This window comes from Chelatococcus caeni, assembly GCF_014196925.1.
Lineage (GTDB): Bacteria > Pseudomonadota > Alphaproteobacteria > Rhizobiales > Beijerinckiaceae > Chelatococcus_A > Chelatococcus_A caeni.
The window spans coordinates 817140-836623 of sequence record NZ_JACIEN010000002.1 but is presented as its reverse complement, the minus strand read 5'-3'; the positions used below and the strand labels follow the sequence as shown (position 1 = coordinate 836623).

Here is a 19484-nt window from a genome sequence, read left to right as displayed (position 1 = left end):
TACCCAGATCGCAGTCGACGGGAAACCTACCCGAAGACCTCGTTCTATTGTCACCGCCGCAGATCCCATGCGATCTGATAGCGCCGCGGACCCTCTTCCGCGGATCAAGCGGCGAGCGCGGAGTGCAGGAAATGAATGCAAAATCGGGCCGCAGGCTGATCGGGATGCTGACCCCTTCCTCGAACACCGTGCTGGAGCCGCTGACGGCGCGGATGCTCGCGCCGCTCTATCCGGACGTTTCCGCCCATTTCGGGCGTTTCCGCGTCACCGAGATCGCCCTCGACGAAGCGGCGAACCGCCAGTTCTCGCTGCCGCCGATCCTCGAGGCGGCCGAGCTGCTCGCGGACGCACGCTGCGATGTCATCGCCTGGAACGGCACGTCCGCGAGCTGGCTCGGCTTCGACACGGACGCCGCCCTGTGCGCCGCCATCACTGAGCGCACGGGCATCCCGGCGACGAGCGCCATCATCGGCCTCAACAAGCTGCTGCAGCGGCTCGGCGTGCGCCGGCTCGGCCTCGTCACGCCCTACACCGCCGACGTGCAGGAACGCATCATCGCCAATTACGCCCGCCACGGCATCACGATCGTGGCGGAGGCGCACAGCGGGTTGCGCGACAACTTCTCCTTCTCCGACGTGACCGAGGCGGAGATCGCCGCGATGTGCGAGCGCGTGGCCACGGCCCGCCCGGACGCCATTGCCATCGTCTGCACCAACATGCGCGGACCGCTCATCGCCCCCGACCTCGAGCGCCGGCTCGGCGTGCCGGTGCTCGATTCCGTCGCCTTCACGCTGTGGAGCTGCCTCGACGTCATGAATGTGCCAACCGCGCCGCTGCGGGCCTTCGGCGCCGTCTTCGCAGGCGAAACAATTCCGCCAGAATCCACGACTGATATCTGACGCAACCTTCCGACCAGCGGCGTTCGGGGTGCCGTCAGCGATCCGAGGTGCGCCGGCGGCAGGGTTCGTCCGCCACACGATCGGGTGATCATTGCGGGCGCGCCACGAAGCCGTCAGAGTTGCGTGCGATGCAGCAAATCGACGACCGAAACGCAACCGCGGGCGGAACCATCCCCGCTTCCCGAGCATTTCGATCTTAGACATGACCGAATCGCACGCCCAGGAAAGGCGCTCGTCGGACGGCGCGCCGCACTCTCGTATCGATGCCATTTTCAAGGGCGCGGCGGTGACCGCGCTCCTGCTGCTCACCTTCGTCGGCGGCGCCATCGTCACGGCCGGCGACGTCTTCCCCGGCCCCCAGATCGCCCGCGCCTATCAGGGCGGCAAGGCCCTCTATGACCAGATCGCCAACTACCGCGACGTCTTCACGAGCGACCTGTGGCCGCAGGAGCGCCGGCCGGAGCGTGGCGTCACCGTCCATGCCGAGGGCCTGGCGCAGGAGGGGGTGACGCTCTACACGTCGGGCCACGAGGCGGCCGCCTATCTCATCGACATGAAGGGCGAGGTGCTGCACGAATGGCGCCGCCCCTTCAGCCTGGTGTGGGCGGCGGGCACCGGCGCCGTGAAGCGGCCGATGCCGGATTCCCACGTCTATTTCCGCAATGCCCGCGTCTTCCCCAACGGCGACCTGCTCGTGATCTACGAGAGTGTCGGCGACACGCCCTACGGCTACGGCATCGCCAAGCTCGACCGCAATTCCGAGGTCATCTGGAGCTATTCCGGCCGCGCCCATCACCAGCTCGACATCGCCCCGGACGGCAAGATCTATGCGCTGACGCACGAGATCGTCGACGATGTGCACGAGGGGCTCAACCATCTCGCCCGGCCGCGGCTGGAGGATTTCCTCGTCGTGCTCTCGCCGGACGGCGAAGAGCTCAAGAAGATCCGCCTGATCCCCGCCATCGCAGGCTCGCCCTTCAGCACCCTCCTGCATCGCATGCCCGGGTTCTCGGCAGCCGATCCGCTTCACGCCAATGCGGTGACCTACATCGACGGCACCGCCGCCGCCAACTTCCCCTTCGGCAAGGAGGGGCAGGTGCTCCTGTCCCTGCGGGAAACCAACACGCTGATGGTCCTCGATCCCGAGACCGAGGCCGTCACCTGGGCCACCGACGGCTACTGGATCGGCCAGCACGACCCCGACATCCTGGCGAACGGCAACATCCTGCTGTTCGACAACTACGGCAATTACGACAAGCCCGAGGGGCTCTCGCGCGTCATCGAGATCGACCCGCGCAGCATGGCCGTCGTCTGGGAATATGCCGGCACGCCGGAAAATCCCCTCATCAGCGAGATCCGCGCCGACCAGCAGCGCCTGCCGAACGGCAACACGCTCATCAACGAATCGAGCGGCGGGCGTCTCGTGGAGGTGACGCACGCAGGCGAGGTCGTATGGGAATTCATCAACCCGGTCCGCGACGGCCCCGACGGCAACCAGATCCCGATCATCGGCTGGGCCATGCGGCTCGACCCGGCCGGGCTCGATCCGGCGCTGCTCGAGCCCGCGCAGCCCGCCCCATCCCGGAAGGAGACAGACCTATGAGGAAGCTCACGGTCCCCCTCACCCTCCTCATGGCCGTGCTGCCGACGGCCGCCTTCGCCTATGTCGGCCCCGGCGCGGGGCTCGGCCTGCTCGGCGCGCTGTGGGCCCTCGTCGCGGCCATCGGCACCGCGCTGGTCTTCGTCCTCGCCTGGCCGATCCGCAACATGCTGCGCCGCCGCCGGGCCGACCGCGCGGCCGCGTCGCGCGAGCCGACGGTCGATGCGCCCCATGCCGGTGCTCCCCAGACCGGTCCGGGCTTCGGCAACGAGGTGTCGCAGCGGCGCTGAATGCGAGGGACGAGGTCATGGGGCTTCTCGATCTGCCATCGCCCATCCTCACCCAGATCGACCGGTGGCTCGATCAGGTGCCGCCGCTCGCCAAGCTGGTCCTGTGGGCGGCGCTGGGGGCGATCCTGTCCATGGAGATCTACCGCCTCCTGTCGCCGCAGCGGCGTATCGGCCAGATCAAGGCCGCGCTGGAGCGCACGCGCAATCACGTCTCCCGCTTCGACGGCGAGTTCGCGGAGGCCTGGCCGCATATCCGCCGCATGCTCGCGCTTGCCCTGCGGCGCGTGTTCATCGTCCTGCCGGCGACCCTGCTCGCCTCGCTGCCGGTGCTCGTCTTCATCATCTGGCTGGACGGCAACTACGGCGGCACCTTCCCGCCGGCGGGCGAGCCGGTGAGCGTCGCTGTGCCCGGCGCCTTCGAGGGGCGCTGGATCGACCGGGGGGACGGCGCGCCGCCCCGGGCCGAGGTCGTCGATCCGGCCGGCGAGCCCGTGCTCGACGTGCTGCTGACGACGCCCATCGCCGTCGTCCACAAGCGCCGCTGGTGGAACATGCTCGTCGGCAACCCGGCCGGCTACCTGCCGGACGAGGCGCCGGTGGAACGCATCGACATCGCCCTGCCGCGCCAGGAGTTCCTGCCGGTCGGGCCGAGCTGGCTGCGCGGCTGGGAAGCCACCTTCTTCGCGGCCCTGGTGCTCTTCGCGCTCGTCTTCAAGTCCGTGCGCCGCATCGAATGAGACCGGACCGAACGCCATGAACGAGACCGCCGCCCACAAGACGTCCGCTCAAAAGACGTCCGCCCGCATGGACATCGACCCCTGGACCGATCGGCTCGGCGGCCTCCTCGAGCGCTACCCGCGCCTGTGGACGCGCCTCGGCGACCTTGAGACCCGTCTCGTCGCCGACCGCCTCGACGCCGTCGCCGTCGACCGGCCGATCTATGTCACCGGCCTCGCGCGCTCCGGCACGACGGTGCTGCTCGAGCTCCTCGCGCTTCATCCGGACACGGTGGCCCATCGCTACCGCGACTTCCCGCTGGTGCTGACGCCCTGGGCCTGGAACTGGTTCGTGGACCGCGCCGGACGTGGCGAGGCGGTGGCGCGTGAGCGGGCGCACCGCGATCGCATCACCGTGACGTCGGAAAGCCCGGAGGCCTTCGAGGAGGTCATCTGGATGACCTTCTTCCCGGACATCCACGATCCCGGCCGCGATGCCGCCCTCGGCCGCGACACGGGCCACCCCGCCTTCGAGGCCTTCTATCGCGACCATATCCGCAAGCTCCTGGCGCTGCGCGGCGGCTCACGCTATCTCGCCAAGGGCAACTACAACGTCACGCGCCTGCCCTACCTCCACAAGCTATTCCCCGATGCGCGCTTCGTGGTGCCGATCCGCGATCCGCAATGGCACATCGCCTCGCTGATGAAGCAGCATCGCCTGTTCGTCGCGGCCGAGCGCGAGGACGAGCGGGTGCTGCGCCACATGCGGCGCAGCGGCCATTTCGAGTTCGGCCTCGGCCGCCGGCCGATCGATGTCGGCGACGGGGCGGCGGAAGTGACGCGGCTGTGGGCGGAGGGCGAGGAGGTCGAAGGCTGGGCGGCGCACTGGGCGATCGTCTATGGCCACGTGGCCGACCGCCTCGCCGCCGATCCGGATCTCGCCGCCGCCACCCTCGTTGTCCGCTACGAGGACTTCTGCTCCGCGCCGGCCGAGGTGATGGCGCGCGTGCTCGATCATTGCGCGCTCGCGCCGGGCAGCCTGCCGGAGGCCGCGGCCGCCCGCATCAGCGCACCCGACTATTATCAGCCGGACTTCACGGAAGAGGAGCGGGCGACCATCGCGCGCCGCACCGCCGCTGTGGCCGGCCGCTTCGGCTATGGCTGAGAGTTTCGTGCAACCTCGAACCGTGGGGAGATCATGCCGCAAAAGATCTTGATCATGGGATTGCCCGGCGCCGGCAAGACGACGCTCGCCCAGGCGCTGACCAAACGCTTGAACGCCGTGCATTTCAATGCCGATGACATCCGCACCAACGTCAACAAGGATCTCGGCTTCTCGATGGAAGACCGCATCGAGCAGGCCCGCCGCATGGGTTGGCTGTGCGACCAGGTGACCAAGACCGGCGCCTTCGCCATCGCCGATTTCGTCTGCCCCACGGAAGAGACGCGCGAGGCCTTCGGCCGCGACGCCTTCATCATCTTCGTCGACCGCATCAAGAGCGGCCGCTTCGAGGACACCAACCGCCTGTTCGTGCCGCCGGCGCGGGTCGACCTGCACGTCACCGCCACCGGCGAGCCGGATTACTGGGCGGAGAAGGCCGTGCGCCAGCTACGGCCGCATTTCGACCCCAAGGCCCCGACAGCCCTCTTCATCGGCCGCTACCAGCCCTTCCACGACGGCCACAAGGCCCTGATCGAGGAAGGGTTGCGCCGCGTCGGCCAGGCCTGCATCGCCATCCGCGACACCCACGGCACCGATCCCAAGAACCCGTTCTCCTTCGAGGACGTGAAGCTGCGGATCGAGACGGCGTTGCGCGCCTACCAGGGCCGTTTCGCAGTCGTGCCGCTGCCCAACATTACACGCGTGTTCTACGGCCGTGACGTGGGCTATTCCATCGAGCGCATCGAGCTGGAGGCGGACCTCGAGGTGATCTCGGCGACAGACATGCGCGCCCGCTTGCGCGTCTAGGGCCCCCCGAGGCCGCGGGAATGGGCCTCCACGCGGCCACGCGGACGATCACTGACGCCGATTTGTGCATTCAGATTGCATACACTTGGTCTATCATCGCGCTGCATCGGGTTGAAACGAGCAACGGCGGCAGAGCGATTCCATGACCTTCGATACCGTGATCCGCAACGGCACCGTGGCGACGGCGTCCGACACCTTCACCTGCGATGTCGGCATCGAGGCGGGAAAGATCGTCGCTCTCGGCCGCGGCCTCGACGACGCGCGCGAGATCATCGACGCCACCGCGCGCCTCGTGCTGCCCGGCGGCATCGACAGCCACGTCCACATCTCGCAGCCCTCCGGCGAGGGCATCGTCATGGCCGACGATTTCGAGACCGGCACGCGCTCGGCCGCCTTCGGCGGCAATACGACGGTGCTGCCCTTCTGCCTGCAGGAGAAGGGCCGCCCGTTGCGCGAGGCGCTGACGAACTACCATGCGCTCGCCGAGGGCAACTGCTACACGGACGTCTCCTTCCACCTCATCATCTCCGATCCGAGCGAGGCGGTGCTCGGCCAGGAGCTGCCGGCGCTGGTCGCCGACGGCTACAGCTCCTTCAAGGTCTTCATGACCTACGAGGGCCTCGCCTTGTCGGACCGGGAGATCCTCGAGGTCATGTCGGTGGCGCGCGAGACCGGCGCCCTCGTCATGATCCATGCCGAGAACTACGATGCCATCCGCTTCCTGACCGACCGGCTGGAGCGCGCCGGCAAGACGGCGCCGCATTTCCACGCCGCCTCCCGCCCGATTGCCGTGGAGCGCGAGGCGACGCACCGGGCGATCTCGCTCGCCGAGCTCGTCGACGTGCCGATCATGATCGTGCACGTCTCCAACCGCGAGGCGATGGAGGAGATCCGCCGCGCCCAGCAGAAGGGCCTCAACATCTACGGCGAGACCTGCCCGCAATATCTCGTGCTGACGGCGCGGGATCTCGAGGGGCTCAACATGGAGGGGGCGAAATACGTCTGCTCCCCGCCCCCGCGTGACGAGGCGAGCCAGGCGGCCTGCTGGGAGGGGCTGCGCACCGGCGTCTTCTCGACCTTCTCGTCCGACCACTGTCCCTTCCGCTACGATGATCCCGCCGGCAAGCTCGCGCCCAAGGGGCGCACCAGCTTCCGCTGGGTGCCGAACGGCATCCCCGGCGTCGCCGCCCGCCTGCCCATCCTCTTCTCGGAAGGCGTCGTGAAGGGGCGGATCAGCCTCAACCAGTTCGTCGCCTTGTCGGCCACCAACCACGCCAGGACCTATGGTCTTTATCCGCGCAAGGGCACTATCGCCATCGGCGCCGATGCGGATATCGCCATCTGGGACCCGGAGCGCCGCGTCACCATCACCCACGCGCTCATGCAGGACGGCGCGGACTACACGCCCTACGAAGGCATCGAGGTGACCGGCTGGCCGGAACTGACCATGGTGCGCGGACAGACCGTGGTTCGTGACGGGGCGCTCGTCGGCCGCAAGGGCTTCGGCACGCATCTTTCCCGCGACCTGCCGAACGCCGGCCGTCGCGGCCCCTGACAGGGCGGCGCCCGGCCGGCATGGAGCGGACCGCGACGCTCGCATAAGATCGGGCGGGGATTCGCCCCGCCTTTCGCACCGGAGCGGCCATGGCCGTCAATGAAGCAGCAGCGCACGAGACGCACGAGAATCTGTCGAGCCAGGCCCACCGGATCGTCTCGCACATGATTCATACGCGCCGCCTGCGTGGCGGCGAGGTCATCGTCGAGGCCAAGCTCGCCGAGGCGCTCGGCATCTCGCGCACGCCGCTGCGCGAGGCCCTGCAGCGGCTCGAAGGCGAGGGCCTCGTCGTCAAGGCGGCGCACCGCTCCTTCATGGTGCGCAATGTCGATCTCGCCGAATATCTGCAGAGCCTGAAACTGCGGGAGATCCTCGAGCCCGAGGCGGCGGCGCTCGCCATCGGCCGCATCGACCGCGGCCGCATCCGCGCCGCGCGCGAGGAGATCGATGCGCTGGTCTCGGCACCGGTCTACGACATCGAGACGCACTGGCGCTCCGACACCTCCGTGCACGAGCTCTATATCGCCGCCTGCGGCAATGCGGTGATGGCGCAGATGATCCGCTCGCTCCGGGTGACGACGCGCCTCTTCGAGATCGCCCAGCTCGCCGACCGGCTTGGCCCCGATTCATCGGAACACATCGCCATTCTCGACGCTCTCGAGGCCGGTGATGCCAAGGCGGCACGCCGCGCCGTGCAGACGCACATCCGCAGCCTTTATCGCTACGCCCTCGACCTTGTCGCCTGACCTGCCGGCATGCCGGCGAAGCGCCATCGGCATACCGGCTATCGACAAGCTAGCCGCACTCCGGATAATCGCGCGAGCGGCACCCTGCCGCCGACAGAATGGGCGAGACGGCATGGCCAGCGACCGCAGCATCACCAATGAGACCGGCAAACTCGCCGACAACGTCTATCGCGCCGTGCTCGGCGACATCCTGAGCTGCCGCCTGCCCGGTGGCTCGGTCATCCAGGAACGCAAGCTCGCGGCCGCCCTCGGCGTCTCGCGCAGCCCCATGCGCGACGCCCTCAACCGGCTCGAAGGCGAAGGCATGCTGGTGCGCCTGACGGAGCGACTGCTCACCGTGCGCGTCATCACCCTGCAGGACTACCTCCATAGCCTCGACCTGCGCGCCCTCGTCGAGCCGCAGGCGGCCGCCCTCGCAACGCCGCGGATCACGGACGAGGAGATCGGACGGCTCGACACGCTCCTCACCACGCTGGAGAACACGCAGGAGCCGACGGCCGAGCAGCATTGGACCTTCGACGACGCCTTGCACGGCACGCTCGCCGAGCGCAGCGGCAACCCCTTCCTCGCCCGCACCATCCACGAGATGCGGCGCTACACCAAGATCTTCGAGCGCCAGACGGTGCCCATGCGCCTGAGCGCCGGGCTGGTCGATCACCGCAAGCTCGTCACGGCCCTCACCGCCCGCGACGCCGACAAGGTCAAGGCCGCCATGGCCGAGCACATCCGCAAGGTCCGCAAGCGCACGCTCGCCGGCCTCTGAGGGGGCGAAGGACCGTCTTATCAGCACCGCCTGCCCAACAATCGCGCAGCGGCGCGCTTGCGTGATCGTACATTCCATGCATTAAATTGGTATACCAGTAGAATGCTCAATGGCACACTGATTCCACTGCCAACATCGCCGCAACGCCCGGCATTGGCCGGGGTCCCACAGAGGGGACAGCCATGTTCAGAACCGCATCGTTCCGCCTTTCCGCCGTCCTCGGCCTCGCCCTCCTGACGAGCGGCGCTGCACTCGCCGCCGACTGCAAGCCCGCCGTGCCCGACACGGCGCTCATCGGTGCCGGCAAGCTCGTCATGTCGACGAACCCCACGCTGCCGCCGCTGCAGTTCATCGACCAGTCGGGCGAGCTCAAGGGCATGCGCGTCGAGCTCGGCAAGGAGGTCGCCAAGCGCCTCTGCCTCACGCCCGAATACATCCGCATCGAGTTCTCGGCGATGATCCCGGGCCTGCAGTCCGGCCGCTGGGACATGATCAACACCGGCATCTTCTTCACGCCCGAGCGCGCCAAGCTGATGTACATGATCCCCTATGAGAAGCAGGCGATCAGCCTGTCCGTCCCCGCCGGCAAGGGCGCGACGGTGACGAAGCCCGAGGATCTCGCCGGCAAGACGGTCGGCGTCGAGATCGGCGGCTTCGAGGAGAACAAGACGAAGCAGCTGAGCGAGGAGCTGAAGGGGAAGGGCCTCGCGCCCCTCACCATCCGCACCTTCGACAATTTCGCCCTCGCCTATCAGGCGCTGCGCGCCGGCCAGGTCGAGGCGGTCGTCTCGATCGACGGCGTCGCCAAGGAATATGCCGACCGCGGCGATTTCGACCGCGCCATCTCCGGGCTCTACGCCACGCCTGTCGCGCTCGCCTTCGCCAAGAAGGACCTCGCCGAGGCGGCGCTCAAGGTGCTCAACGAGATGAAGGCCGACGGCGCCTACCAGAAGCTCTTCGACGCTTATGGCGTCGTGCCGACGGACGGGGAGCTCGCCCTCGCCGGCCCCGGCATGTAGGCGGGCCGGCTCTAATGCGCGGCGGACCGCGCCACGGTCCGCCGATACCCGCACGGGAGCGCGAAGGCTGGAGCACGTGATGCAGATCTGGAACTGGTCGGGCTTCTTCGACTATCTGACCAACCCCTTCATCCTCGGCGGCGCCTTCACGACGCTCTGGCTCACGGCGGTTGCCATCATCGGCGGGCTCGTTCTCGGCTTCGTGCTGGCCCTGATGAAGATGGCGCCGAGCCGGCTGCTGTCGGCGCCGGCTGCCGGCTACATCTGGCTGTTCCGCGGCACGCCGCTGCTCGTGCAGCTCATCGTCATCTACACGGGCCTGCCGCAGCTCGGCATCAAGCTCAGCGTTGTGGAATCGGCGCTGATCGGCCTCACCCTCAACGAGGCCGCCTATCTCGCCGAGATCGTGCGCGCCGGCATCACGGCCGTGCCGCAGGGCCAGGTGCGGGCGGCGCGGGCGCTCGGCATGCGCGAGGCGCAGATCATGCGCTACATCGTCATGCCGCAGGCGCTGCGCATCATCATCCCGCCCCTCGGCAACTCCGTGAACGGGCTCCTGAAGACGACCTCCGTCACCTCCGTCATCTCCATGGAGGAGCTGCTGCGCCGCACGCAGGTGCTGATCCAGGAGCGCTTCATGGTGCTGGAGCTCTTCGCGGTGGCCGCCATCTACTACCTCGTCATGACGACGCTGTGGGACATCGTGCAGCGCCGCATCGAGCGCCGCTTCGGCCGCGCCTACCAGCAACTCGGCAGCGCCACCGAACAGCGCTGACGGCAGGAACCAACGACAACGGCAATCAAGGGCAAGGCGCGGCCGCAGCCGCGGGCAAAGACATGACAAAGACCTTTCGCGGCACCTATACGGTGATGATCACCCCCTATGACGAGGCCGGCAACGTGGACCTCGATGCGCTCGCCGCCTTCACCGACTGGCAGGTCCGCGAGGGCATCCACGGGCTCATCCCCCTGGGCTCGACGGGCGAGTTCCTGTCCCTGTCGCCGGACGAGCGCACGGCGATCACCGAGACGGTGATCCGCACCGTGGCAGGACGCGTGCCCGTCCTCGTCGGCACCGGCGCGGAAGACACGCGCGAGGTCGTGCGCCTCAGCCGCGAGGCCGAGGCCCTCGGCGCCGACGGCGTCATGATCATCCCGCCCTTCTATTCGACGCCGACCGACGACGAGCTCTATCGCCATTACAAGACCGTCGCCGAGGCCATCGGCATCCCGATCATGGTGTACAACAACCCGGCAACGGCCAATGTCGACCTGAGGCCGGAGCTGGTGGCGCGGCTCGCGGCCATCGACGGCTGCGACTACATCAAGGAATCGACGCTGGAGGTGACGCGCGTGCGCGACATCATCCGCCTGTGCGGCGAACGCATGACCGTCTTCGGCGGCATTCTCGGCTTCGAATCCTTCGTCGAGGGCGCCGAGGGCTGGGTGGCCGTCGCCTCGAACGTGGCGCCGGAACCGCTCGCCCGCCTCTTCTCCCTCGTCGCCGACGAGGGGAACATCCCCGAGGCGCGCGCGCTCTATCTCCAGTGGTTGCCCGTTATCGAGGCCGTCGGCGGCCAGCGTTATGTCGCCGGCACGAAATCGCTGCTGACGCACATGGGCTTTGACGCCGGCGCGCCGCGCCCGCCACGCCTGCCCCTGCCCGCCACCGTCGATGCCGAGATGCGCCGGCTGGTCGAGGCGTTCGGCCTGCAATTTGCCGCGTGAGGCGGCCGACACGGGGGAAGCGACGGTGCGCCTGAGGCCCATGGGAAGCACTGAGGAAGCGATCACCATCCGCTTCGACGGCCGTGACCTGCCCGCCCGCGCCGGCGAGACGATCGCCGCCGCCCTCTTCGCGAATGGCCTCAACACCACCTGCCGCGGCAAGGACGGCGCGCCGCGCGGGCCCTTCTGCGGCATGGGCGTCTGCCACGACTGCCTCGTCACAGTGGATGGCCGGGCGAGCCAGCGCGCCTGCCTGGTGAAGGCGGCGGCCGGGATGATCGTCGCTTCGCAGCCGGCCATCCCCGACGTCAGCACCGGCACCGACCTCGCCGCCGTGCCCCGGGCCGCCCTGCCCGAGGAAGAGGTCGATATCCTCGTCATCGGCGCCGGCCCCGGCGGCCTGTCGGCGGCCGAGGTCGCGGCCCGCGGCGGAGCCTCCGTCCTTGTGGTCGACGAGCGGCCGATGCCGGGCGGCCAATATTTCAAGCAGCCCGCCTCGTCCGGCAGCGCCCCGCCCGAGGGTCCCGATGCGCAGGCCCGCGCAGGCGCCGCCCTGATCACCGCCGCGAGCGAGGCCGGGGCGGAGCTGCGCGGTGACACGCTGCTGTGGGGCGCCTTTCGCGAGGACGAGCGGCTCGTCATCGGCTATCTGCGCGAAGGCAGGGCCGGCTACGTCAGGCCGCGCATCCTCGTCATTGCCACTGGTGCCTTCGAGCAGCCGCGCCCCTTCCCCGGCTGGACCCTGCCCGGCGTCATGACGACAGGCGCCGCGCAGACGCTGGTGCGCAGCTACGGCGTCGCGCCGGGCGAGCGCATCCTCGTCGCCGGCAACGGCCCGCTCAATCTGCAGGTGGCGGCGGAGCTCGCGCGCGGCGGCGCCCATGTCGTCGCCGTCGCCGAGGCGGCCCCCGCCCCCTGGACGCGACCCGGCGAGGCGATGGCGCTGATGCGGGCGGAGCCGTCGCTCGCCGTGGCGGGCCTCCGCCAGCTCGCGACCTTGAAGCGGCACGGCGTGCCGGTGCTCTGGCGCGCTCGCCTCGCCCGCGTCGAAGGAGAAGGACGGGCGAGGCGGGCCGTGCTCGTCGGGGCGAAGGGTGAGGAGCGGCCGTTCGCAGTCGATGCCGTCTGCATCGGCGAGCGTTTCGCGCCCGCCAACGAGCTGCCGCGGCTGCTCGGCTGTGCCCACACGGTGAGCGCTGACGGCTTTCCGCATCTGGAAGTCATGCGCGACGATACCGGGGCGACCTCCCTTGCCGATATCTTCGTCGTCGGCGAGGCCGGCGCCTTCGGCGGCGCCCATATCGCCATGGCGCAGGGGCGTCTCACCGGGGCCGAGAGCCTGCGCCGCCTCGGCCGCGGCACCGGCGACGACCAAGCCGCACGGCGAAGGCTCGGACGCCATCGCCGCTTCCAGAAGGCCTTATGGCGGCTCTTCGCCGCAGAGGAGCCGGGCCTCGCCGACGCGGACAACAATACGATCCTCTGCCGCTGCGAAGCCGTGACGCGCGCGGCGCTGCAAGAGACCGCCGCCGAGGCCAGTGCCGGCGATCTGGCGACCCTGAAGCGCCTCACCCGCGCGGGCATGGGCCGCTGCCAGGGCCGCTACTGCACCCCGCGCCTCGCTGCCTTCCTGATGCCGCCGAAGGAAGAGGCCGGCTTCCTCGCGCCGCAGATGCCGCTGCGCCCCGTGCCGCTTGCCGCCCTCGCGGTCGAGAAGCCGGAGTGGGGCGGGCACAAGCGGGTGCTGCTGCCGCCCTCCCAGCCGCGGACCGGCTTGCCGCCGCTCGATGTCACCGCGGCCGATACGGTCATCGTCGGCGCCGGCATCGCCGGGCTGTCGACGGCGCTGTTCCTCGCGCGTGCCGGCCGGGAGGTCGTGGTGCTCGACCGCGGGCGCCCCAACGGCCAGGCCTCAGGCGGCAATGCCGGCAGCCTGCATGCGCAGCTCCTGTCCTTCGACCACGGCGCCAGGGCCGAAGGCGGCGGCTCGCCCGCCGCCCGCACCCTGCCGCTGCAACTGCAGTCGATCTCGCTGTGGCAGGAGCTGGCGCGCGAGACCACCCGCGACATCGAGGTGAAGATCACCGGCGGGCTCATGATGGCGGAGACGGAGGAGCAGCTCGCCTTCCTCGTGGGCAAGACGCTGATCGAGCGCGCGCAGGGCGTCGACTGCGACGTCATCGACGCGGCGACCCTGCGCCGGCTCGAGCCGGCCCTCGACGAGCGCTTCATCGGCGCCGCCTATTGCCCGCAGGAGGGCAAGATCAATCCGCTCGTCGCGACCCAGGCGGTGCTGGACCTCGCGCTGGCCGCCGGCGCCAAGGTCGTTTCCGATACCGAGGTGACGGGCATCGAGGCCGACGGGTCGGACTATCACGTGCGGACGAACCGCGGAACGATCCACGCCGGACGCATCGTCAATGCCGCCGGCGCCTTCGCCGGCGAGATCGGCCGCATGGCCGGCATCACCGTGCCCGTCTTCGGCGCTCCGCTGCAAATGATCGTGACCGAGGCGGTGGCGCCGCTCGTGTCGCATCTCGTCGCCCATGCCGACCGGCATCTCACGCTGAAACAGGCGGCGAACGGCAATGTCATTATCGGCGGCGGCTGGACGGCGGGGCTCGATCCCGTCCACCGGCGCCCGCGGCCGCTGCGCGCCAGCCTCGAGGGCAATCTCTGGGTGGCACAGCACGTCGTGCCCGCGCTGCGCCGGCTCAACGTGATCCGCAGCTGGGCTGCGATGAACATCAACATCGACGGCGCGCCGATCCTCGGCGAGCATCCGGCACGGCCCGGCTTCTTCAACGCCGTCACGTCGAACGGCTACACGCTCGGCCCCATGGTCGGCCGCATTACTGCCGATCTCATCACGCGCGGCCGCACGGACCAGGACGTCGCCGCCTTCTCCATCGCCCGCTTCGGCACCTGACGAGGAGCCCCGCCATGATCACCATCGACAGCGTCAGCAAATGGTACGGCGACTTCCAGGTGCTGAAGAACTGCACGACGACGGTCGAGAAGGGCGCCGTGGTCGTGGTCTGCGGCCCTTCGGGCTCGGGCAAGTCGACGCTGATCAAATGCGTCAACGGGCTCGAGGATTTTCAGGAAGGGACGATCACCGTCGCCGGCACGTCGGTCGGCGCGCCCGACACCGACCTGCCGAAGCTGCGCTCGCGCGTCGGCATGGTCTTCCAGAACTTCGAGCTCTTCCCGCACCTGTCGATCATGGACAATCTCACGATCGCGCAGGAGAAGGTGCTCGGCCGCAGCCGCAGCGAGGCGGCGGAGAAGGCCCGCCAGCTTCTGGCGCGGGTGGACCTCTCCGCGCAGGCACAGAAATATCCGCTGCAGCTCTCAGGCGGCCAGCAGCAGCGCGTCGCCATCGCCCGCGCGCTCGCCATGGACCCGGTCGCCATGCTCTTCGACGAGCCGACCTCGGCGCTCGACCCGGAGATGGTGTCGGAGGTGCTCGACGTCATGACGAGCCTCGCGCGCGAGGGCATGACCATGATGTGCGTCACCCACGAGATGGGCTTCGCCCGCAAGGTGGCCGATCGCGTCATCTTCATCGACAAGGGCGAGATCGTCGACGACCGGCCGACCGAGGACTTCTTCGGCAAGGAGCGCAGCGGACGAGCCGAACAGTTCCTCAGCAAGCTGCTCGGCCACTGAGGCACGATCGCCTCGCCGGGCCTCACGGCGCCGGGGCGAGAGGCGGATCGGCGACAGCGCGCAGTTCGAAGCCGCCCACGGCGAGGGTCGCGGGACGAGCGCCGGTATTCGCGACGAGGATGTCGAGGCTCAGCCTCGGCCGCCCGCCGGGCCGCGGGCGAAGTGGCGGCGTCGCGATCAGCCCGCACCACGCCTCCGCCGGCCAGGCATGGAGCTTGCCCGCGCCGTCGCGGAACGGATCCATGCCCGCGCTCACGAGCCCGTCCGGCGCATCCTCGGCGAGGCGCAGCGTCACGCCCCGCCAGGCCGGCGAGGCGCCGACCTCGACCTCGACCGACGCCTGCATCCAGCCGCCCGCGGGCAGAGCGGCGGCCGGAACGTCCACCGGCACCGTCAGCCGGACCGAGCCCGGATCCCCGCCGGCGCCTATGATGTCCAGCTTCTGCCAGAAGCCCAGGCCGTCCGGCCGGCGAGCGAAGGCTGCCTTCACGTCGACAGCATGCGACGTCTCGACGAGAAGGCCCTCGCCCTCCGCCGCCGCGCGGATGAGGAAGGGATCGTCGCAGAGATTGCCGAGGGGGTTGTCGCGCGGATCGAACCGATCGTCGCGCGACAGGGTGCGGCGGGGCTGGAGCGGCAGGAGCCCGGCGAGATAGGCGGCGAGGGCCTTGCCGACCGCATATCCGCCGGCCGGGGCGAAATGCGTCCCGTCGTCGGAATAGCCGTCACGCGGCACGCCGAACGGCGAGGCCCGGTCGATCCACGGCTCGTTCCAGTCGAACAGGAACACGCCCCCGCGCGACCGGGCATAGGCCCGGCTGCGCTCGTTGATCCACTGCGCCTTGGCGCGCTCCGCGCCGCCGGCTGGCCACTTCTCGGTGCCGCGCGCCAGGATCGGCAGGAGGATGACCGCGCAGCCGGCATCGACGAAACGGTCGCAGATCCGCTCGCGCCCGGCCTGAATGGTCTCCTTCGCCTCCACCATCATGTCATTGGTGCCGGCATCGACGATGATGAAGTCGAAGGCCGCGCGATCCGCGAGGACGTCCCCGAGCCGCGCCTCGATGTCGCGCACCTTCTGCCCGGAGACGCCGAAGTTGAGGCCGCCGAAGCCGCGCGTCCCGCCGGGCCGGTTGCTCGGCTCCCATCCCGGCCGCACGCGCCGATCGTGGAACACCGGCAGCGACAGGCGGCCGGTCGACAGGACCTCGGCCCAGGCCGCCCAGCCGCGCGACGAGGTGGCGATCAACCGCTCGTCGGCAAAGTGGTTCTGCTGAACGAGCGACGTGCCGATGATCGCCGCCCGCCAGCCCTTCAGCCCGGCCATGATGGACGCTCCGCTCAGGAGAAGAACGTGCCGCCGTTGACATCGACGCAGGCGCCCGTGACGAAGGCGGCATCGTCGGACGCCAGGAAGGCCACGGCGGCGGCGACCTCGTCCGACTGCCCTTCCCGCTTCAGCGGCGTCGCGCCGGCCACCCGCTCGCGCACCTCGGGCTTCGTGAACGTGTCGTGGAAGGTGGTCGCGATCATGCCCGGACAGACGGCATTGACCCGGATCTGCGGCCCGAGTTCCTTGGCGAGCCCGCGTGTGAAGGTCATGACCGCGCCCTTGGACGTCGCATAGGCCAGCGCGCCCGGCCCGCCTCCGTCACGGCCGGCCTGCGACGCGAGGGCGACGATGGCGCCGCCGCCGGCCATGCGCGGCACCACGGCCTTCGCGGTCAGGAAGAGCGAGGTGAGATTGACGTCGAGCACCGCGCGCCAGAAGCCGAGGTCTATCTCGCCGAGCGTCCTGCGCGCCACGAGGCCCCCCGTGACGTGAACGAACGCGTCGATGCGGTCGCCGAAGGCAGCGGCCGTCGCTGCGACCGCAGAGGCCACCTCGTCCTCGCGCGTGAGATCAGCCCGAATGGCGACGGCCCTGCCGCCCGCCCGCTCGATGAGCGAAACCGTCTCGTCCGCGCCGCCGCGGGCGGCATTGTAGGTGACGGCGACGGCGGCGCCCTCCCCGGCCAGCCGCAGGGCGCAGGCGCGGCCGATGTCGCGCCCGCCGCCGGTGACGAGGGCTACCTTGTTGTCGAAGCGACGCATGTCTCTGGTCCTTGATTGCGTGGAAGAGCCGTCCCGGGCTCAGAAGTCCTTCGGCAGGACGATGCGGAAGCGACGGTCGTCGACGTCGGTGAAATAGACGTCGGACGTGAAGCCCTGGTCGTCGATGAAGGAGAAGATCCTGCGCGCGTCGTCACGCGGATACGGCACGAGGAGCGTGACGAGCGTGTGCTTCCTCGCCGCCGGCACGTCGGCGCGCAGGTGGTGGTGGAGCGGCAGTCCCTCGTATTCCGCCGGATCGATGCCGGGGAAGCCGACGACTTCCGTCAGCTTCGGCGGCCCGGCCGTCGCGAGTACGAACTGGCCGTAAAGACCTGCCTTCGCCCCCGTGTAGCGGAAGGTGTTGTGCCCGACCTCCAGCGGCCCGGCGGCATGATAGAGGAAGGTGATCGGCAGGGCGTCCGTGCATTCGACGCGATCGACCAGCACGACATATTCGCCATGGACGAAATAGACGTCCCGGATCGCGGCGCTGACGGCGGGATTGGCGACGGCATAGGCCGCGGTCGCATCCGCGCGGATGAAGACGTGGTCGCTCGCCTCGCGCACCTCGACGATGCGCCCCCGCGCTTGGCGGGCAAGCGCCTTGTCCCGGTCGGCGTACTGGCCCTTTCCATCGATGAGGATGGCGTTCTTCGAGCGGGTCTGCCGGCGCCATTCGCGGTGCATGGCCGAGTTGAAGGCGACGTAGTAGCCGCTCTGGATGGCGAGATCCTCGCCATAGGCGAAGAGCAGGAAGGCGTTCTGGTCGCCGTGGCTGTGGCTGAGCGAGCCGTAGTCGCTGCTCTTGACCAGGAACTGGATGTGCCGGTCGGGATCGTGGAGGTGCTGCTGGATGGCGACCCAGCCGACATCCCGGAACCACTTGACGGGCGGCAGATCATCTGGCGCCCGCGCCGCGACGGCCGGATAGTCATGCGCATAGACGAGATCGTCGAAGGCGAGATCCCACCAGCCGTAATTGTAGAACTCCATCTCCGTCCCGGCGGCGTTGCGCCGGACGGTCTCGAAATACCACTGATAATAGCCGTTGTCGGTGACCCCGGCGAACTGGCGCATGTTGTAGCCGACCTTGAGGCTCGGCAGGTCGCCGAGGGTCGAATCGTCGCCGAAGCAGGCACGGCGCGTGTCAGGCGCCTTGGTGTAGAGCGGAAAGTCCCCCGTCCTCTGGAAAAACGGGCGGCGGTAGAGGTCGAGCCCCAGGAACTTGCGGATGAGGTTGGCGGCGTCGATGAGATAGGCAAGGCCCGTCGTCCAGTAATGCGGCCCCTCGGCCCAACCGCCATCGGCGCCGCCCCACGGCGAATAGAGCGTGAAGAGGAAATCGACCGTGTAGTCGAGCCAGACCTGCGCCTCCGGCTCCTCGTCGAGGAGTGCGATGCAGGCTGCCGCGAGCGCTGCCGACAGCGCACGCACGGCGTGGCTGTCGTAGGGGAACACGTTGATGCGCGCATGGCGCATGACGTGATCGGCGATCTCGCGCGTGCGCTGGAGCAGCACCGCCCGGACCTCGGCGCGCTCGTCTTCGCTGAGGCCGTCATGCAGCCAGTCGTAGCCCCAGGCGAGCGCGGTGACGACGCGGAAGGCCGCCTCGTCGTTGTAGGCGCGCGAGGTGGTGCCGGCCGGATCCCACGAGGCGACCGCAAGAAGCCATTCGCGCGCCCGGGCGGTCAGCGCCTCGTCGCCGGTCACGCGCCCGGCGATGGCGAGATGGCGGATGGCGTAGATCACCTCCTGGCAGTCGATGTACATCTGCCGCCACAGGCCCGCGACCCTGACGTTGTCGGGATAGGGCGAGGGCTCGGCGATGATCTCGCGCATCATCCAGGGAGCGACCGAGCTGGCGTGGAACCGCGACCAGCCGCAGTGGTCCGGATCGGCTGCGAGCGCCTGGCGGAAGGCGGCGACCTCCTCGGGCCGCAGCCACAGGCGCGGATGGCTCATGTCCACGCCCCGGTAGCGATCCCCAGCCCGCGGCAGCGGCGTCTGCGGCAGGCCTTCGGTGATCTCGAAGCTGCGCGTCCGGCTCCAGTCGGACACGACGCGCCCGGCCGCCTCATCCCAGAGGGCGTAGCTCCAGAAATACCGGCCGGGCGCAAGCACGGCGTCGGGCGTGAAGAAGTTCCAGGCGATGTCCTCGTGCACCGTCGTCGCATCGTCCGGGAAGGCCTCGCTGCGCGACAGCCGCAGGGCATAGCGCGCCGCATCGTCGAGCGCCGGCAGCCAGGAGAAGCGGGGCGGGTTTTCGGTCGGCGGCGCGCCTTCGTCGGGAGCGTAGGAGATCGTCAGCGAGCCCGCCCTGGGCTCGTCGAGGAAGACGCGACGCGGCCGCTGCACTGTCGTCTGTTCCATGAAACGGGACCACCCTTCGTGCGTCGGGAGGCGGGCGCCGTGCAGACACCCGCCCCGCCGGCG

At 69.4% G+C, this 19484-nt stretch carries 17 protein-coding genes; 14 read left to right on the top strand and 3 right to left on the bottom strand.

Annotation, left to right across the window (positions count from 1 at the left end; translation table 11 throughout):
* Positions 1–131: 131 nt before the first annotated feature.
* From GGR16_RS12740 to GGR16_RS12675, 14 genes are all read left to right on the top strand, one after another.
* Positions 132–899, top strand: coding sequence for a maleate cis-trans isomerase family protein (locus tag GGR16_RS12740; RefSeq protein ID WP_183316845.1), 768 nt, complete (start codon positions 132–134; stop codon positions 897–899).
* A gap of 202 nt (positions 900–1101) precedes the next feature.
* On the top strand, positions 1102–2502 hold the full coding sequence (locus GGR16_RS12735) for an arylsulfotransferase family protein (RefSeq protein WP_183316844.1): 1401 nt from the start codon (positions 1102–1104) through the stop codon (positions 2500–2502).
* Positions 2499–2789, top strand: a complete 291-nt coding sequence (locus tag GGR16_RS12730) for a hypothetical protein (protein WP_019400775.1) — start codon at positions 2499–2501, stop codon at positions 2787–2789. The genes GGR16_RS12735 and GGR16_RS12730 overlap by 4 nt, the downstream gene beginning before the upstream one ends.
* Positions 2790–2806: 17 nt before the next feature.
* Entirely contained in the window at positions 2807–3526 is a 720-nt protein-coding gene (locus GGR16_RS12725; RefSeq protein ID WP_183316843.1) for a hypothetical protein, read from the top strand.
* Between the two features lie 16 nt (positions 3527–3542).
* Positions 3543–4670: a sulfotransferase gene (locus GGR16_RS12720; RefSeq protein ID WP_246373007.1), complete on the top strand. Its 1128-nt coding sequence runs from the start codon at positions 3543–3545 to the stop codon at positions 4668–4670.
* Between the two features lie 33 nt (positions 4671–4703).
* Positions 4704–5474 carry an adenylyl-sulfate kinase gene (locus GGR16_RS12715; protein ID WP_183316842.1) on the top strand — a complete coding sequence of 257 codons (771 nt, stop codon included), beginning with the start codon at positions 4704–4706 and terminating at the stop codon, positions 5472–5474.
* 142 nt (positions 5475–5616) lie between these two features.
* Complete coding sequence (gene hydA, locus GGR16_RS12710) at positions 5617–7029, top strand: dihydropyrimidinase (protein WP_183316841.1); 1413 nt, start codon at positions 5617–5619, stop codon at positions 7027–7029.
* 89 nt (positions 7030–7118) lie between these two features.
* Positions 7119–7775 carry a GntR family transcriptional regulator gene (locus GGR16_RS12705; protein WP_019400769.1) on the top strand — a complete coding sequence of 219 codons (657 nt, stop codon included), beginning with the start codon at positions 7119–7121 and terminating at the stop codon, positions 7773–7775.
* A gap of 112 nt (positions 7776–7887) precedes the next feature.
* Complete coding sequence (locus GGR16_RS12700) at positions 7888–8538, top strand: GntR family transcriptional regulator (protein WP_183316840.1); 651 nt, start codon at positions 7888–7890, stop codon at positions 8536–8538.
* Between the two features lie 182 nt (positions 8539–8720).
* The gene (locus GGR16_RS12695) at positions 8721–9557 is read left to right on the top strand and encodes an ABC transporter substrate-binding protein (protein ID WP_019400767.1); all 837 of its coding nucleotides are present in this window, start codon (positions 8721–8723) and stop codon (positions 9555–9557) included.
* 79 nt (positions 9558–9636) lie between these two features.
* Complete coding sequence (locus GGR16_RS12690; RefSeq protein WP_183316839.1) at positions 9637–10332, top strand: amino acid ABC transporter permease; 696 nt, start codon at positions 9637–9639, stop codon at positions 10330–10332.
* Positions 10333–10394: 62 nt separating this feature from the next.
* Positions 10395–11285 (top strand): dihydrodipicolinate synthase family protein, encoded by an 891-nt coding sequence (locus tag GGR16_RS12685; protein ID WP_183316838.1) that lies wholly within the window; start codon positions 10395–10397, stop codon positions 11283–11285.
* A gap of 40 nt (positions 11286–11325) precedes the next feature.
* Positions 11326–14214, top strand: a complete 2889-nt coding sequence (locus GGR16_RS12680) for an FAD-dependent oxidoreductase (protein ID WP_183316837.1) — start codon at positions 11326–11328, stop codon at positions 14212–14214.
* 14 nt (positions 14215–14228) lie between these two features.
* On the top strand, positions 14229–14957 hold the full coding sequence (locus GGR16_RS12675; RefSeq protein WP_019400763.1) for an amino acid ABC transporter ATP-binding protein: 729 nt from the start codon (positions 14229–14231) through the stop codon (positions 14955–14957).
* A gap of 22 nt (positions 14958–14979) precedes the next feature.
* Here the strand turns inward: GGR16_RS12675 and GGR16_RS12670 are convergent, their stop codons facing one another.
* The 3 genes from GGR16_RS12670 to GGR16_RS12660 are packed head-to-tail and all read right to left on the bottom strand — an operon-like array spanning position 14980 to position 19421.
* Entirely contained in the window at positions 14980–16284 is a 1305-nt protein-coding gene (locus GGR16_RS12670; protein ID WP_183316836.1) for an SGNH/GDSL hydrolase family protein, read from the bottom strand.
* 14 nt (positions 16285–16298) lie between these two features.
* Positions 16299–17051 carry an SDR family NAD(P)-dependent oxidoreductase gene (locus GGR16_RS12665; RefSeq protein ID WP_183316835.1) on the bottom strand — a complete coding sequence of 251 codons (753 nt, stop codon included), beginning with the start codon at positions 17049–17051 and terminating at the stop codon, positions 16299–16301.
* Between the two features lie 39 nt (positions 17052–17090).
* Positions 17091–19421 carry a DUF4962 domain-containing protein gene (locus tag GGR16_RS12660; protein WP_183316834.1) on the bottom strand — a complete coding sequence of 777 codons (2331 nt, stop codon included), beginning with the start codon at positions 19419–19421 and terminating at the stop codon, positions 17091–17093.
* Positions 19422–19484 lie beyond the last annotated feature (63 nt).